Origin of the sequence: Acinetobacter piscicola (assembly GCF_015218165.1) — a bacterium.
GTDB classification, from domain to species: Bacteria; Pseudomonadota; Gammaproteobacteria; order Pseudomonadales; family Moraxellaceae; genus Acinetobacter; species Acinetobacter piscicola_A.
In genome coordinates this window covers 1,832,312-1,848,901 of the sequence record NZ_CP048659.1, presented here as the reverse complement: position 1 = coordinate 1,848,901, position 16,590 = coordinate 1,832,312, and the positions used below count along the sequence as shown (strand labels likewise).

Genomic DNA, 16,590 nt, shown 5'->3' with positions numbered 1-16,590 from the left:
CTATTCCTCACGTAACAGAACAAAAAATATGCAATACCACAGCATTATAAAGCAATTGGTTTAATTTCTTAGAAATTAAACCAATAAATATAAACTTTCATATCTTTTAAACTGATAAATAAGAAGCATGCTGTTCTCATCAATCAAAATGATTGTGCTACATTTAACCCTCACGCAGACCATTCAACACGTCAGCTTTTATCAACCATAAAATTAAGTACAAATCACTTTGAAATAAAATTAACGTAGCGTGCCATTAGGCTGAAGAATGATTAAAGCCGCGCCGCACACAACTACAATTCCACCCATCACATCCCAACGGCTCAGACTCACTTGGTCAACATATTTTAGCCACAGCAATGCCGTAAAAATATAAATCCCACCATAAGCTGCATAAATACGCCCAGATGCAGCAGGATGTAAAGTGAGTAACCATACAAACACAGCTAAACTCAGTACAGTCGGGAGCCACAACCAATGACTTTTACCTTGATTTAAAATCAAGTATGGGAAATAACATCCTAAGATTTCAGCAATTGCGGTCATGAAAAATAAAAAAAATGTCATGGTGATTTTAGAAAGCTGTACATCCATAAATGGGATCCCAAAGTAAAAATGTTAAAATAAAAAACCCGTGCTTATGACACGGGTTTTTATTTCAAATAAAATTAGGCAGGTTCTGCAGTTTGATCTTCAAACACTTCAAGGGTCAGGCCAACTGCTTTGCCATTTTCTTTTTTCACAGAAACGGCAACATTACCACCGTGATCAGCAAGTTCACCAAATAAAATCATTTCAGCCAACGGTTTTTTCAAATGCTCTTGAATCAAACGTTGCATTGGACGTGCACCCATTTGACGATCATAACCATTTTCAGCCATCCAATCCCGTGCAGATTGATCCACCTCAAGCACTACTTTCTTCTCATCCAATTGTGCTTGAAGCTCCGTTAAGAATTTATCCACAACAGAATCAATCACCGTGGTTGGCAATGCTTTAAATTGAATCACACCATCTAAACGGTTACGGAATTCAGGTGAGAATGCTCGCTTCATTGCATCTTGATTATCATTACTGTTGTCTTGCTCAGTGAAACCAATACTTGTACGAGAAATACTTTCTGCACCGATATTGGTCGTCAATACAATAATTACATTACGGAAATCAGATTTACGTCCATTATTATCTGTTAAAGCACCATGATCCATCACTTGCAGTAACAAGTTAAAGACATCAGGATGTGCTTTTTCGATCTCATCCAATAACAATACGCAATGCGGATTTTTATGAATCGCATCGGTGAGCAAACCACCTTGATCATAGCCCACATAACCCGGAGGTGCACCAATCAAACGTGAAACCGCATGACGCTCCATATATTCAGACATGTCAAAGCGGACAAATTCAACACCTAACAATTTCGCTAATTGTTTTGTAACCTCAGTTTTACCCACACCTGTTGGACCTGCGAATACAAAACTACCCACGGGTTTATCTGGTGATTTTAAACCTGCTCGCGATAATTTAATTGCAGATGCTAATGCAGTAATCGCTTCATCTTGACCAAATACCACCCGTTTAAGATCACGCTCAAGATGTTCAAGTACTGATTTATCATCTTTAGACACCGTTTTTGGTGGAATACGTGCAATCTTAGAGACAATATCTTCGATATTTTCAACAGTGATCTGGGTATCATCTTGCTCAGCTTTTAAACGGCGTTGTGCACCCGCTTCATCAATCACATCAATGGCTTTATCAGGCAAGAAACGATCGTTAATGAATTTTGCAGAAAGTTCAACAGCCGAGACTAAAGCTTGATCATCATATTTCACATGATGGAATTCTTCAAACTTGGTTTTTAAACCACGTAAAATATCAATGGTTTCTGAAATAGACGGCTCATTTACATCAATTTTTTGGAAACGGCGTGATAAAGCATGATCTTTTTCAAAGACTTGGCGATATTCTTGGAATGTCGTTGAACCAATGCAACGTAAAGTACCATTTGCTAAAGCGGGTTTGATCAAATTCGAAGCATCCATTGTGCTGCCCATACTTGAGCCTGCACCAATGATCATGTGAATTTCATCAATAAATAAAATCGCTTCTGGTTTTTTCTTCAACGCATTTAAAAGTTGTTTTAAACGTTTCTCAAAGTCACCACGATACTTTGTACCTGCAACCAATGCACCAATATCCAAACTAAACACTTCTGCATTGGCAAGTGGTTTTGGCGCTTTGCCATTCACAATAAGCCAAGCCAAACCTTCTGCAATAGAAGTTTTACCCACACCTGGATCACCCACTAACAATGGGTTGTTTTTACGGCGACGGCATAGAATTTGCGCAGTACGCTCAATTTCTTTTTCACGACCAATGAGAGGATCTGTTTTACCTTTTTGCGCTTCAGCATTTAGATTGAGCGTATAAAGTTCTAAAGGTCCTGCGTTTGCAGTCGATGCTGATTCTCCATCTAGATCATCAGACTCTTCTTCAACTTGAATTTCTTCTTTACGCCCACCATGTGACAAATATTGTGTCAAGGTTAAACGATTAATTTGATGGCGCTTCAATAAATATACTGCAAATGAATCACGTTCAGAATACATTGCAACGAGGACATCTGCACCCTCTACCGTACGATCGCCGCCACTCGATTGCACATGGAATATTGCACGTTGCAAAATACGGTCAAAGCTTTCTGTAGGATGCGGTGCTTGATCACTATTTTCACCCAATTTTGGCGTATGTTGCTCTACATATTCTTCTAATTCTTTACGTAGACTCACAATTTCTGCGCCGCACGCCTTTAATGCATTTACCGCAGAATCATTATCGAGTAAAGCCAGTAGCAAATGTTCAACCGTAAGAAACTCATGTCTCTTCTGACGAGCCATGCTAACAGCCAAACGTAAAGAAACTTCCAATTGACGACTGAGCATGTAACCCCCTTATTCTTTTGGCTCAATCTGACAAAGTAACGGATGACCTTGAGACCGAGCATAATTATTTACTTGGTTGGCTTTCGTTTCCGCAATGTCTCGTGGATATACGCCAGCTTCACCTTTTCCTTCATAATGTACTGTTAACATTACTTGAGTAGCTTGGTCAAGATTCAAAGCAAAGTATTGTTGTAAAATTTCGATTACAAAGTCCATGGGTGTGTAATCATCGTTCATTAAAACAACAGCGTACATCGGTGGACGTTTTAACTCAGGGGGTGCTGTTGCAACAGCTACATCCCCGTCAGCGTCTTCATTTTGCTGCGAATCACTTAAGCGTGGATTAAAATGCCAATCGATATATCCTGTTTCTTGAAAGGATAATTTCACTTCATTTAAATTAGTTTTACGTTTAAGAGTTCGCATATATTTTAATTTCATAAGTTATTGAGCATTTGCTTCAGCTTGTGGAACTTCAGAAGCAAAAGCCTCTGTACTTTCCACAGCTTTACCACGAGACCAAGCAAAGCGCTTAACCACTGGTGTTGCTCCATTGAGTCGAATTTCAATAAATTGTGGGGTAAAACCTTTCGGCATGGTCCAACGTCCAGTGAGGCGTTCAAAGTCTTCAAAATTGTAGCTACCATCTTCCATTGGAATGGTTAAAACTTCTGTGCCGCTAATCAAACGCAACTCAGCAGAACCTGTTGCACGGCGATTACTTGGACTCACTTGTACCAAGTCAATCTGATACTCATAAGCATTTTCAGGTAAAGCCTTAACTGCGAGGTTTTGCACAGTCAAACTTAAGCCGCCTCGTTGTTTTAACACATCTCGGTAAACCTTATTTTTACCATCCACTTGAGCCTTGTCTGATTTGGCTTGATTGAGCGCATCAAAAAGGTCTTTGGTATTGGTTACAGCAACATCACGTTCTTGCACAGCCGCATTCAGGCTTTTATTTAAGTTCGTCAATGTGGCTTTTTGTTTCTCCACCACCTCAACCAACTGCTCTGCATCCGCATCATAACCAACAACTGTTAAACCTTGACGATGTCCAACCGTATAACCTAAAAGCATACTTCCTGCACATAAGACGACACCACCCGCCAGAAGTGGCAGATTGCCATTCATAAAACTCTTTTTAGACTTTGGAGCGGGCTGTGACGCGGTATTTGTTTGTGTATTTGGCATCGTCATCTCTGATCAGTGATAGCATCAAAACACACATTTAACCGCAAAGTTAAATGTGTGTGAAGTTGAAAAGCGTTTTTTATGGTAATAATCCGATGTTTTGTAATCCTGCATCTTCATTAAAACCGAACATTAAATTCATATTCTGTACTGCCTGGCCTGCCGCACCTTTGACCAAATTATCTTGTACTGACAAGATCACCAATTTTTTCGGCTGTGGTTTATACAATGCAATGCGTAATTGGTTAGCACCACGCACTGAACGTGTTTCAGGGGAACTATTTGCAGGCATGACATCAACAAATTGCTCATTGGCATAAAATTCTTCATACAGACTTTGTACATCCATCGCATCGCCTGCATCAGTTAAATCCACATAAATCGTACTTAACATACCACGAATCATTGGCACCAAATGCGGCACAAATACGATATGATCAAATACGCCTTTTTGACCTGAAATATTTTCTAACGCTTCTACAATTTCAGGATGATGACGATGACCTGCAACGCCATAAGCTTTGAAGTTATCCGCATTTTCAGAATAAATCATACCCAAGCTTGCTTTACGACCTGCTCCAGAAACCCCTGATTTTGCATCAATAATAATGCTTTCAGGTTTCACTAAGGTATCTTTATGTTTGAATAATGGTGCTAAACCTAATTGTACAGTGGTAGGATAACAACCTGGATTACCCACTACTTTTGCTTGTTTAATCTTGTCACGATTTAACTCAGATAAACCATATACTGAATCTTTTAAGATATCTGGGCACGCATGTTCTAAAGCATACCATTTTTCAAACTGTTCCAAATTTTGCAAACGAAAATCAGCAGCTAAGTCAATCACTTTGGTGTTGGCAGCAACCAACTCTTCAGCATGTTTCATTGCCACACCATGTGGCGTTGCAAAAAACACCACATCACATTGTTTTAAAACATGAATATCTAAATCTGAATATTCTAAATCGGTATGCCCACGCAGACTTGGGAACATATCATCGACACGTTTACCCGCTTCAGTACGTGATGTAAGTACATTCACCTGCGCATTTGGATGTCGCAGTAAAAGACGCAATAGTTCAACGCCTGTATAACCTGTACCACCGACAATACCCACTGAAATCACGTTTATTACCTCAAATTTTAAAGTATCCATTTTCGTCCCCTAGTATGACAGGAACTTTGCTTTTTCCAAACTCTTTCACTTGGTTTTCTTTTTATTTCAACTCAATTTGATCAAAAATTTAATAAACTTTGAACAAAAATAAGTCTCACGATTTTCATCTGCACCTACGACTTGCAATAACGATTCTGCAGAATTTTAATGATGGGGATAAATATTCCCTTATTTATAAAACACGTTATAGCCATAGGCAAAACCAGCAATTCAAACAAAACTAATGATCTTTATGCCCTGTTTCTTGTGTTTTTGGCTCTATATTCATGAAAAACATACACAATATATTTTTATACACTGTTTATCTAAAAAATAAATATCCTTATACTTCTTTCATTAAAGTAAAGAAAAATTTAAATACACATGAACCTAAAACAATCTATTAAAAGTCTAAGAGCGCCATTTTTCAAACTCTTATATCCACATAAACAAAAATTTACCTGCCCAATTTGTTTATATAGTGGACCTTTTAAAGATAAAAAGAGCCGACTACATGCAAAATGCCCAAAATGTGGAGAAAATGAACGTGCTCGATTACAATTTTTGGTTGTACAACAGCTATTTGATCAATATCAAAATTTAGACGCTAAAGTACTGCACATTGCGCCAGAACATGCGATCCAACAATATTTTCAACGTAAATTTAAACACTACACCTCTGCCGATAAATTTCGAAATAATGTCGATATTCAATTTGACGTGATGGATATACCTTTTCCTGATGCAAGTTTCGACATCCTATTTGCATCACATATCTTGCTCTATCCTCATGATGATCTAAAAGCCATTTCGGAAATGCGCCGTGTATTAAAACCAGATGGTATTGCGATCATTCCTATGCCCATTTTTGCGCAAAAAACAGTGGATGACTATAGCGGTCAAGCCCGTTGGACACATCAGTCAGGGATGGATTATTTTGATCGTTATCGCCAATTTTTCCCACAAGTTAAACTTTACTACTCACATATGTTCCCCGAACAACACCAACTTTACTTATGGGACAATCAGCCCGATAACCCTTTAGCCGTAGATGCTGTACGTAGAGAAGAGGTGGTACCTATTTGTTATGTCAGCCCTCAAGCATCCTTGTTGGAAAATTAAATCGTGGAAACTTATTTTTATTGTAAAGCTACGCTTTTTTGACTAAATCAAATCAATTTCTATAGTTAATTCGTTTTTTTCATCATAATAGCCTAGTGATTATAGACAACAAGATGTAACATAACGCATCGAGAAAAGAATAGTCGTAGGATTTTCATGCGCGAATACAGTGTTTTTACTTCTGAATCAGTAAGCGAAGGCCATCCAGACAAAATGGCGGACCAAATTAGTGATGCTATTTTGGATGCCATTTTAAAAGAAGATCCGTATGCACGAGTTGCCTGTGAAACTTTAGTAAAAACAGGTGCTGTCGTTCTTGCAGGTGAAATTACCACCACTGCAAATGTAGACTTTGAATCTATCGTACGCCACACTGTAAATGGCATCGGTTACCATCATACTGACTTAGGTTTTGATGGTTCAACTTGTGCTGTGATCAATATGATTGGTAAACAATCACCAGAGATTGCACAAGGTGTCGACCGCCAAAAACCTGAAGATCAAGGTGCAGGCGATCAAGGTTTAATGTTTGGTTATGCAAGCCGTGAAACCGATGTTCTCATGCCTGCTCCAATTTCATACGCACATCGTTTAATGGAAAAACAAGCAGAATTACGTCGCAATGGCAGCTTGCCATGGTTACGTCCAGATGCGAAAAGCCAAGTTACATTTGCTTATGAAAATGGTAAACCTGTTCGTTTAGATGCGGTTGTACTTTCAACTCAACATGATCCTGAAATTTCACAAGCAAATTTAAAAGAAGCTGTGATTGAAGAAATCGTGAAAAAGATTATTCCTGCTGAAATGTTCCATGCAGGTACAAAATTCCATATCAACCCAACAGGCTTATTTGTGATCGGTGGCCCTGTCGGTGACTGTGGTTTAACAGGTCGTAAAATCATTGTAGATACTTACGGTGGTATGGCACGTCACGGTGGTGGTGCATTCTCTGGTAAAGACCCTTCTAAAGTTGACCGCTCTGCAGCGTATGCAGGTCGTTATGTGGCAAAAAACATTGTTGCAGCTGGTCTGGCAGACAAATGTGAAATTCAAGTGTCTTATGCGATTGGTGTTGCTGAACCGACTTCGATCTCAATCAATACATTCAATACCGGCAAAGTATCTGATGAATTAATCATTCAATTGGTTCGTGAACACTTTGACTTACGTCCATACGGTATTACACGTATGCTTGATCTTCTTCAGCCTATGTATAAACAAACTGCGGCTTATGGTCACTTTGGTCGTGAAGGCTCTGATACTGCATTTACATGGGAAAAAACAGATAAAGTTGAAGCATTAAAAGCATCAGCAAACCTTTAATTTTCCAATGAAATATCGAAAAGCTCGCATCATGCGGGCTTTTTATTTGCCCACACAACTATTCAAACATTATATAAAATCATAGAATATTACTTTCGACTTTCAAACCTTGGAATACACAATATGCCTGTATTATTACAAGTTGACTTTCCTACCGTTGGACCATTTGCAGATGAAATGTCTGTTGCATTTAAAGCACTTGCAGAAAGTATTAACCTAGAAAAAGGTCTATTATGGAAAATATGGACTGAAAATAGTCAAACTCAGGAAGCAGGTGGCATTTATTTGTTTGATCTTGAAGAAAATGCACAAAATTATTTAACGATGCATACTGCACGTTTACAAAGCTTTGGAATCCAAAATATTCGCAGCAAATGCTTTGCAATCAACCTACCTTTATCTCAAATCAATCATGCAATTTTTTTAAATCCCCAAGCATAAATTTAGCCTTTACATTCTCTTAAATATGACTGAGATGTATAAAGATGAAAGGTACTTTACAATTTCAATTCAAAAGTACCTGATAATTTAAGCGAGTTTTATGATTTATTTTTATTTGAATTTTGATTGAGCACATTCAATAACGTGACTTGTTCAGGCGTATCTGCTTGATGATTCTTTAAATAGATCTGCCCTGCTTTAAATGCAATCGCAGCAAATAAGCATGTAAATATACAAAAAATCCAAAATCCATATGGACTGCGAATATGATGAGAGCCACAGTCTTGGCATTCTTTGTCGTTTGCTGTAACAACCTTATTACAACAAGCGCATTGATATTGATATAGCATATATTCCTCCTGCTACTAAAACATTTATTGTTTTTCTCAGCGTGACCATATTAGTATTTGAAGATGTCACTTATATTAAATAAACAGATTTAAGATAATTTTACAAATGATCTTTTGTATACTTTTTTCATTATAAGTCAAGTTTTTTATTATTTTATTAAATATAAAAATGTTACTTCAATCATCTAACTCTTTATTAGCAACAACTTTTCTTTTACTCCCCATAAAATTTTAATTAGACTATGCAAAATTTTATGGAGAGCAAACATGATTAGATTGATTAAAAAAGGCGGTTTACGTGAACGCGCCAATCGTAGTCGCACTTACCAAGGGTCAGAGAATACTGAAACCACCTTGCTTGCAAATAAGTATCAAATCACACAAAAAATTCAACAGCACAATACCTGTGAAAATAATACCTCTAAAATAGAAGTTATATCAGATGAAGTGCATCCAACCACAACCATAGCGCAAAAATAACAAATAATGCACCTGATGCAATATCAATATAACTCCCAGATTTTTGATATAGATGTTTGACTTTCGGCATCGACATAATCAACATAAAAAGTGTAAATACAAAAAATGTCTGAATCGGAATAATAATTGCCAACTGTGTTTTTAAATGACTATTTGCTGAAGAACTTAATGCCAAAGAAAATACACTACTAAAATAAATCAAGGTCTTAGGGTTAGATAAATTGGTCAATAAGCCCATCATAAAATAATTTTTAGGTTGCTGTTCAATCACACCATGTAAAGATACTTCTTGTTTTAAAGTTGAAACTCCACCTCTCAACATGGCGTACCCCATCTTCGCCAAGAAAAATCCCCCAATGATCATCAGAACTTGTTGGATCCATGGCCATTGTTGAATGAGCACCGTAAAACCCATTAGAGTCAAAACCACCCAAACAATGATTCCAACTGAAATTCCTAAAACAATTTTGAGTGTATTTTGTCGTGTTGTAGACGCTGAACTTTTTGCTACAAGCAAAACATCAGGGCCTGGACTAAGTTGTGCAAAAAAATGTAATGAACAAATGGTCAATAATAAAGACATGCAAAATATAGGAACAAATACGAAAAAGACCTCATTATTATACGCTGCACTAACAAGATTTAGTTCATTTATAGAAATCTGTCATAAAAAAAGCTAGACCCACATGTCTAGCTCATTTTCAAGTGCTCAGCTTTTATTTTTTATTAACATTTTTTAATTCAATTTGCTTACGTTCTGGCTCAACTTCACGAGCTTCACCATCAATCACCGATGAATCCTGAAACGGATTCCCTTGTTGATTTTGCATTTGACGCATTAAATCTGCAAATGGGTTTTGTCCAGCATTACCACCCATATCTCCCATCATGCCACCCATCATTTTTTCCATCATCGCTTGTTGGCGCTTCATCATGGTTTTCATCATGGCATTTTTAAAAGCTTGTTGCACAGGTGGAATCAAAATCAGAATTGCCAAAATATCTGTGATTAATCCCGGAATAATCAACAAAATACCTGCTAAAATTTTAGGTAAATTATTGGTCAACTGTGGGTCAGCACTCATTTGCCCCATTTGCATTTGTTGCATCTGTGGCATAAGTCCTGTTGCGTTGGCACGTACCAGATTTAAACCAATAAAAAAGGCAGCAATAAACCAGAAGAATACATACCACATGCTTCCAACGAGATCGCCTACGCCAATCCACACAAAAATTTCTAAGACTAAACCAACCAATACAACCAGAGCTAATTTCATGAAAATTAATCTATTCTCGACAAAATGAAAAAATGCATAAATTTTTATACATATGTTGATTGTATATGGGCGTTTTCAATTTTTTAAAGTCTTAAAGACTAAAATTGACAAAAAATTAAAATTTAAACCTAATTTAATTTTAAAAGTAGGTCCTAATAAATTTTAATTTGAGGATCACCCAACATTTTCACACTACTTCAGACGGTTTAGCCACCATTTAAAATGATAAAACCTGCATCTAATGCAGGTTTTATATGAAGTCACATGCTTATAATTAAGGATTTAAATAAAAATATCCAACAATCGCACTTAATGCACAGATTGAAAGAAATAAATATGTATTAACCGTATTAAAGCTTGCTAAAAATTTAACGATGTTCATAAACAACAATAGTAAATAAAAAATAGATTTGTATAAATTATACAATAGCAAATTAAAATTTACAGCTTAAGCTTAATTTAAGCTTAAAAAATCAATCCTAATTTATTTAAACAAACATTCAATAAAAATTAAAAAACAAAAATAAAATCAATCATATAGATTAAAAATAAGCAATAAGATAAAGCTAAAACAATGAATAGCATATATTCTCATTCTCTTTTGTTGCATTTATTTACATTTATGTTTGTGTTTTGTTTATTTTATATTCTTGAGTATTTTAGTTGTATTTAATAAATATTTTATTTAATTTATACAATAGATTTAATAAAATTATGCCGAGTAAAAAAATATCAATTTCAATCTATTTTAAACATTCAATTAAATATGAAACTTATACAGAAATTATTTATAAAAAATCATATAATTAGAATTGTTTAAGCATTTTTAAGTAGGCACATGTCTCTCATTATTGGAATTGATCCTGGCTCACGATTAACGGGTTATGGCATTATTGAAAAAGATGGTCAAAAATTAAAGTTTATTGATGCTGGTACAATTCGGACAGAAACTCCTGACATGCCTGAGCGCTTAAAACGCATTTTTGCAGGGATTGACCGAATTGTAAAATTCCATGGTCCAACTGAAGCAGCCGTAGAACAAGTCTTTATGGCACAAAATCCTGATTCTGCTTTAAAGCTTGGACAAGCAAGAGGTGCTGCCATCGCGGCATTGGTCAATTTAGATCTGCAAGTTGCTGAATATACAGCGCGTCAAATTAAACAGTCTGTTGTCGGCTATGGCGCAGCAGACAAAGAACAAGTACAAATGATGGTCATGAAATTACTCAATTTATCGATCCACCCACAAGCTGATGCTGCTGATGCACTCGCGGCTGCGATTTGTCATGCACATGCATCCGGCAGTATGAGTAAATTGGCGGTACTGAATGCTTTAGGTGGTATGGCACGAGGACGCAGTCGTTATAGTGGGAGAAGACGTTAGCTTTTCATAAAAATCCGATGCAGTTGTGTAGATAAGTATAAATTAAACATATCCCACTGTATCTTTACGGATTTCTCGTATTGACGGTGATTTTTTATATGTTGCAATCAACATTTTCCCCACTGTTCTTAAGTTTTTATCTTGGTTAATATCTATACGAATCAAGACCAATTCATCATCAATACGAGACCCTGCAATTTCTCGGCAAATCACGATATTTTCATTGCGTTCTATCACTTTATATTGTGGAAACTCATGTTGGATTTTCTCTTTCAAACTCAGCTTTTTTGTCGATTTAGATGCATCTATTTGTGTGTAAATCACCAATAAAACACATGCTGCAAATACAATTCCGACAATTAAATATTTTTCCATTTACCTAAAACCCATTGATTTATATATTAAAAATTAATTCATCGAATCATCTTAAATATTTCATTATGATGATTTACTTCATTTTCGATAGGTGATTGGCGACAATCATTCACCACATAATACACAGCATCAGGCATGTGATGAGCTTGTACACCTCTTTGCCCTTTTCCCGCTAAATAATCACCCGCAAGTGCATGCAAAGTGACAATCTGATGCAAATGAATATTCTGACAAAATTGTGCTTTTAAACTTGCAATCATCCCTGCAAGCACATCCCCCATGCCACCTGTGCCCATTCCTGCATTACCCGCAGTACAAATCCACAATTGATCATCTAAAATCAAACTTCCCGCACCTTTTAGTACCCATTGCCCTGCATATTTTTCTTGCAGCCTCTCAATTGCCGTAACTCGATCTGCTTCAATCTGATTTACACTACAATTCAATAATTTTGCAGCCTCACCAGGATGTGGTGTTAAGTAAGTATGTGCATTTAACTTGATCGGATCTTCCGCCAAAAACCATAAAGCATCAGCATCTAAAACAATCTGTAAATGTGATGCTTGATGAATTTTAGGAAACCATTTTAAAAATTGTTGTTTTGCCCAATCATCTCTCCCTAAACCCATCCCCAAACTTACAGTATCCACATGTTCAATAAGTCTGTCCATTTCAGCATCTGTTAATGCATTGATATCACGGAGCATAATATTGGGTGAGCGTGCCAAGATTGCTGTATGGTGCTTGGCATCACAGACAATCGTCACCTTGCCTGCCCCTGCACGAAATGCTGACTCGGCAGCCATCATTACAGCCCCACCCATTTCGGCATGTCCACCCACCACCAACACATGCCCATAACTGCCTTTATGACCAAAAGCTTGACGTTGTGGTAATACAATATGCGTGGAAGAGAGTTGAGCAATGTTCTTTAATTGTTCATCTGTTGGTATCGCAGAAATTAACTCTACTTTTCCAGAAAATTCTTTGCCTTGACCCGTAAATAACCCAACTTTTAAACCTAACACACTATAAGTAAAATCGGCTTTAACCGCTGTTGGCAAAGGCTGACCTGTATTTGCATTTAAACCACTGGGCACATCAATCGCAATTTTTAAGCCTGATTGCGCATTAAAATTTTGAATGATTTCTTGCCATGTAACATCCAAATCACGATTTAAACCGATACCAAAAAGTGCATCAATATGACAATCAAAGGTATTTTCAATATTAAAATGTGCTTGAATATTTACATCATGTGTTTGTGCAAGATGAAATGCTTTTGCTAAATCTGCGGATTGCCCACGTTCTGCCGCAAAAACGGTGACCCGATACCCCAAGTCCTGTAAATATTTTGCCAAACAATAACCATCGCCTGCGTTATTGCCTGAACCACACCAAATTGCAATACGTTGAATGGTATTTTGAAAAGAAAAAACAACCTCTAAACGCTGTGCAATCGACCATGCGACTTGTTGCATTAGCCCAAAAGAACTATTTTGTTGTTTAAACCAACGTGCTTCCCATGCTTGAATCTCATGGCTATGATAAACTTGTGAATGCATTATCTTCTCTATGTTTTTCTATGTCGGCTTCTTCATCTTCAACACACATCGCCTTACAACAGATTGATCCTGAGCAACTCAAAAGTTGGATCAAGGAGCAAGCCTTGCAACTTGGCTTTGCTGATTGTGTCATTGCCAAACCAGATGCTCAAGCAGAATTAGTACGTTTTAAGGAATATTTAAAACGTGGTTATCATGGTGATATGAAGTTTTTAGAAGAAAATTTAGAAAAACGTGCTGACCCGACTTTATTAGTGCCAAACACCAAAAGCATTATTTGTGTGCGGATGAACTATTTAGTAGAAACACCCAAGCCGCGCTATGTGCCCGACGAACCCAATTCAGCAATCATTGCGCGTTATGCTCGTGGACGAGATTATCATAAGGTCATGCGTGGGCGTCTCAAAACTTTAGCCAATAAAATTAAAGAAAAAGTTGGCGATTTTGAATCTCGCCCTTTTGCAGATTCCGCACCTGTATTTGAAAAATCTTTGGCTGAAAATGCAGGTATGGGATGGACAGGTAAACACACTCTACTCATTCATAAAAAATCAGGTTCATTTTTTGTTCTCGGTGAGTTATTTACTTCCCTAGAACTACCTTTTGATCAGCCGACAACAAAGCACTGTGGCTCATGTACAGCGTGTATTGATATTTGTCCCACTCAGGCGATTGTTGAACCCTATATGTTAGATGCGCGCAAATGTATTGCTTATTTAACGATTGAATATAAAGGTATTATTCCAGAGGAATTAAGACGTGGTATTGGTAATCGTGTGTTTGGTTGTGATGATTGTCAGCTCATTTGCCCTTGGAATAGTTTTGCCAAGAAAACCCCTATTGAAGATTTTTATCCAAGACATGGTTTAGACAATGCTTCACTTTTAGATCTCTGGCACTGGGATGAAGCGACTTTCTTAAACTGCACGGAAGGCAGCCCCATTCGCCGTACAGGTTACCAAAGCTTTATGCGAAATATTGCAATTGGTTTAGGAAATGCACCCTTTTCAACTGAAATTTTACGGGCTTTGCAACATCATCGCTCACATCATGATGAGATTGTGCAAGTTCATATTGACTGGGCTATCGCAGAGCAGCAGCGTAAATCAAAATAATTTTTAATTTTTTTGTGCCAAATTACTCATTTTTACAACTTCAATAGCAAAGCACGTTCTCTGCAAAATCAGGGTTATTTTCATTTTTTAAAAGCGAATACTCTGAAGTTCACCTAAATACAAAAATATTTTATGTCACGATCTGACAAGAAAAACCGCAAAGTTTGTAACTAAATCACTATTTTTATTTTTAATTTATATGCTAATCTTAAGTCAAGATACCAATAACCATTTGGATGTTTTTGCCCATTGGCTTTGGCATGTTTTGTGTATGATACATCGAGATAGTAATATTTTATCAGGGATTTGACTTATGCCTTTAGTACGAAATGATTGGACACGTGAAGAAATCCAAACCTTATATGAACAACCATTTTTAGATTTAGTGTTTAAAGCACAGCAGATTCATCGCAATCATTTTGAAGCGAATACTATCCAAGTCAGCACTCTACTTTCAATTAAAACAGGAAAATGTCCTGAAGACTGTAAATATTGCTCGCAATCAGCGCATTATGATTCAAAACTAGAAGCTGAAAAGCGCATTGCTGTCGACAAAGTGATCAGTGAAGCTAAAGAAGCATTAGCATCGGGTTCATCTCGTTTTTGTATGGGGGCTGCTTGGCGTAATCCACATGAGCGTGATATGCCTTATGTTCTTGAAATGGTGCGTGAAGTCAAAGCACTTGGACTAGAAACGTGTATGACTTTGGGAATGTTAAATCAGTCTCAAGCAGAACGTTTGCATGAAGCTGGATTAGATTATTACAACCATAACCTTGATACATCACGTGAATACTATTCTCATATCATCACCACGCGTACTTTCGATGATCGTTTAAATACTTTAGATCATGTACGTAATGCAGGTATGAAAGTGTGTAGCGGTGGAATTGTTGGTTTAGGTGAAAATCGTAATGACCGTATTGGTTTATTGCAAGAACTTGCAACCTTACCCACTCATCCTGAATCTGTCCCAATCAATATGCTAGTTCCGATTGATGGTACACCTTTAGCAGAAGTTGAAAAACTCGATGTTACGGAATGGATTCGCACCATTGCGGTTGCACGTATCATCATGCCACATAGCTATATTCGCCTTTCAGCAGGACGCGAAGCATTGAGTGATTCTGATCAAGCGTTGGCATTTATGGCAGGTGCAAACTCATTGTTTAGTGGTGAAAAGTTACTGACTACACCCAATGCAGGTGAAGGCAAGGACAAACAATTATTCAATAAGTTAGGATTAATTGCAGAAAAAGCTAAACCAACAGCTGCCGAACTTTCGGTTGACGCGATGGCCGTTTAAATCACATAACCTGTCTAAAAGCGATCTTTACAAGATCGCTTTTTAATTTCTTTTAAGCGATGATTTAAGTTTATAGTTCAAAATTTTACAGCGAAGTGATCAAAAGCCCATATTTTGCATTTAAAAACATGCCTTCACGTAAAATATCCGTGCCATTGGCATGATGTACGCTCAATACTTTGGTAAATGCATCATATTCAAAGGAATCAAAACACCCTTGATGATGGCAAAGCCACGTCAAAGTATCTACAAGATTTTGATCAATAATATAAGTTTCAGCAGTAAAATCTTTCAACATACCCATAAAATTCAAATGATGAGAAGCTTTTATTTTAACTGAAATATAATTTGAAAGAGACGAAGGCTTACTTTATTTTTTCTTATTTTGAAGCGCATTTAATATCATCATACTATGCATTTAAAATACATTTAAAGGACTTCATTTTAAAGCAATAATACGATGATATCCCGAGTAAATTTTGGATATAAAATCAGTGACAAACCCCACATTTACGACATTCTTTCTTCACCGTGGCAGTGGCATCAATTTCATA

Annotated in this window: 18 protein-coding genes; 7 read left to right on the top strand and 11 right to left on the bottom strand. The window is 36.9% G+C overall.

Annotated features, from left to right (window positions below; translation table 11 throughout):
- Positions 1 to 240 precede the first annotated feature (240 nt).
- The 5 genes from G0028_RS08980 to argC form a co-directional block, all read right to left on the bottom strand.
- Positions 241 to 594, bottom strand: coding sequence for a YnfA family protein (locus G0028_RS08980; protein ID WP_130073644.1), 354 nt, complete (start codon positions 592 to 594; stop codon positions 241 to 243).
- Between the two features lie 74 nt (positions 595 to 668).
- On the bottom strand, positions 669 to 2,945 hold the full coding sequence (clpA, locus tag G0028_RS08975; protein WP_130073645.1) for an ATP-dependent Clp protease ATP-binding subunit ClpA: 2,277 nt from the start codon (positions 2,943 to 2,945) through the stop codon (positions 669 to 671).
- A 9-nt stretch (positions 2,946 to 2,954) separates the two neighbouring features.
- A complete protein-coding gene (clpS, locus tag G0028_RS08970) occupies positions 2,955 to 3,371 on the bottom strand; it encodes an ATP-dependent Clp protease adapter ClpS (protein WP_130073646.1) in 417 nt (138 codons plus the stop codon).
- Between the two features lie 18 nt (positions 3,372 to 3,389).
- Positions 3,390 to 4,139: a DUF6776 family protein gene (locus tag G0028_RS08965; RefSeq protein WP_130073647.1), complete on the bottom strand. Its 750-nt coding sequence runs from the start codon at positions 4,137 to 4,139 to the stop codon at positions 3,390 to 3,392.
- Positions 4,140 to 4,218: 79 nt separating this feature from the next.
- Positions 4,219 to 5,274 carry an N-acetyl-gamma-glutamyl-phosphate reductase gene (argC, locus tag G0028_RS08960; protein ID WP_174493592.1) on the bottom strand — a complete coding sequence of 352 codons (1,056 nt, stop codon included), beginning with the start codon at positions 5,272 to 5,274 and terminating at the stop codon, positions 4,219 to 4,221.
- Between the two features lie 408 nt (positions 5,275 to 5,682).
- Between argC and G0028_RS08955 the strand changes: the two genes are divergently transcribed.
- The 3 genes from G0028_RS08955 (at position 5,683) to G0028_RS08945 (ending at position 8,184) form a co-directional block, all read left to right on the top strand.
- Positions 5,683 to 6,420 carry a class I SAM-dependent methyltransferase gene (locus G0028_RS08955; RefSeq protein ID WP_180045561.1) on the top strand — a complete coding sequence of 246 codons (738 nt, stop codon included), beginning with the start codon at positions 5,683 to 5,685 and terminating at the stop codon, positions 6,418 to 6,420.
- 156 nt (positions 6,421 to 6,576) lie between these two features.
- Complete coding sequence (metK, locus tag G0028_RS08950; RefSeq protein ID WP_130073649.1) at positions 6,577 to 7,743, top strand: methionine adenosyltransferase; 1,167 nt, start codon at positions 6,577 to 6,579, stop codon at positions 7,741 to 7,743.
- A gap of 123 nt (positions 7,744 to 7,866) precedes the next feature.
- Positions 7,867 to 8,184 carry a monooxygenase gene (locus G0028_RS08945; RefSeq protein ID WP_180045562.1) on the top strand — a complete coding sequence of 106 codons (318 nt, stop codon included), beginning with the start codon at positions 7,867 to 7,869 and terminating at the stop codon, positions 8,182 to 8,184.
- 98 nt (positions 8,185 to 8,282) lie between these two features.
- Here G0028_RS08945 and G0028_RS08940 read toward each other — a convergent pair whose 3' ends face one another.
- Entirely contained in the window at positions 8,283 to 8,534 is a 252-nt protein-coding gene (locus G0028_RS08940; RefSeq protein WP_130073651.1) for a hypothetical protein, read from the bottom strand.
- 267 nt (positions 8,535 to 8,801) lie between these two features.
- Between G0028_RS08940 and G0028_RS08935 the strand changes: the two genes are divergently transcribed.
- Positions 8,802 to 9,014: a hypothetical protein gene (locus tag G0028_RS08935; RefSeq protein WP_130073652.1), complete on the top strand. Its 213-nt coding sequence runs from the start codon at positions 8,802 to 8,804 to the stop codon at positions 9,012 to 9,014.
- Here G0028_RS08935 and G0028_RS08930 read toward each other — a convergent pair.
- Together G0028_RS08930 and G0028_RS08925 are read right to left on the bottom strand one after the other, a co-directional pair.
- Positions 8,968 to 9,597, bottom strand: coding sequence for a LysE family transporter (locus G0028_RS08930; protein ID WP_174492755.1), 630 nt, complete (start codon positions 9,595 to 9,597; stop codon positions 8,968 to 8,970). The genes G0028_RS08935 and G0028_RS08930 overlap by 47 nt on opposite strands.
- A 133-nt stretch (positions 9,598 to 9,730) precedes the next feature.
- Positions 9,731 to 10,291 carry an FxsA family protein gene (locus G0028_RS08925; RefSeq protein WP_130073654.1) on the bottom strand — a complete coding sequence of 187 codons (561 nt, stop codon included), beginning with the start codon at positions 10,289 to 10,291 and terminating at the stop codon, positions 9,731 to 9,733.
- 838 nt (positions 10,292 to 11,129) lie between these two features.
- Here G0028_RS08925 and ruvC point away from each other — a divergent pair.
- Positions 11,130 to 11,675: a crossover junction endodeoxyribonuclease RuvC gene (gene ruvC / locus G0028_RS08920; RefSeq protein ID WP_130073655.1), complete on the top strand. Its 546-nt coding sequence runs from the start codon at positions 11,130 to 11,132 to the stop codon at positions 11,673 to 11,675.
- 42 nt (positions 11,676 to 11,717) lie between these two features.
- On the opposite strand, the gene G0028_RS08915 is transcribed toward ruvC, so the two are convergent.
- Both G0028_RS08915 and G0028_RS08910 read right to left on the bottom strand, forming a co-directional pair.
- The gene (locus tag G0028_RS08915) at positions 11,718 to 12,050 is read right to left on the bottom strand and encodes a hypothetical protein (RefSeq protein ID WP_180045563.1); all 333 of its coding nucleotides are present in this window, start codon (positions 12,048 to 12,050) and stop codon (positions 11,718 to 11,720) included.
- 38 nt (positions 12,051 to 12,088) lie between these two features.
- Positions 12,089 to 13,615: an NAD(P)H-hydrate dehydratase gene (locus G0028_RS08910; RefSeq protein WP_180045564.1), complete on the bottom strand. Its 1,527-nt coding sequence runs from the start codon at positions 13,613 to 13,615 to the stop codon at positions 12,089 to 12,091.
- Between the two features lie 20 nt (positions 13,616 to 13,635).
- On the opposite strand from G0028_RS08910, the gene queG reads away from it, so the two are divergent.
- Both queG and bioB read left to right on the top strand, forming a co-directional pair.
- Positions 13,636 to 14,730 (top strand): tRNA epoxyqueuosine(34) reductase QueG, encoded by a 1,095-nt coding sequence (gene queG / locus G0028_RS08905; protein ID WP_180045565.1) that lies wholly within the window; start codon positions 13,636 to 13,638, stop codon positions 14,728 to 14,730.
- Positions 14,731 to 15,043: 313 nt separating this feature from the next.
- Positions 15,044 to 16,036 (top strand): biotin synthase BioB, encoded by a 993-nt coding sequence (bioB, locus tag G0028_RS08900; RefSeq protein WP_174492760.1) that lies wholly within the window; start codon positions 15,044 to 15,046, stop codon positions 16,034 to 16,036.
- A gap of 85 nt (positions 16,037 to 16,121) precedes the next feature.
- Here the strand turns inward: bioB and G0028_RS08895 are convergent, their stop codons facing one another.
- Positions 16,122 to 16,334, bottom strand: coding sequence for a hypothetical protein (locus G0028_RS08895; protein WP_130073660.1), 213 nt, complete (start codon positions 16,332 to 16,334; stop codon positions 16,122 to 16,124).
- Between the last annotated feature and the right edge of the window lie 256 nt (positions 16,335 to 16,590).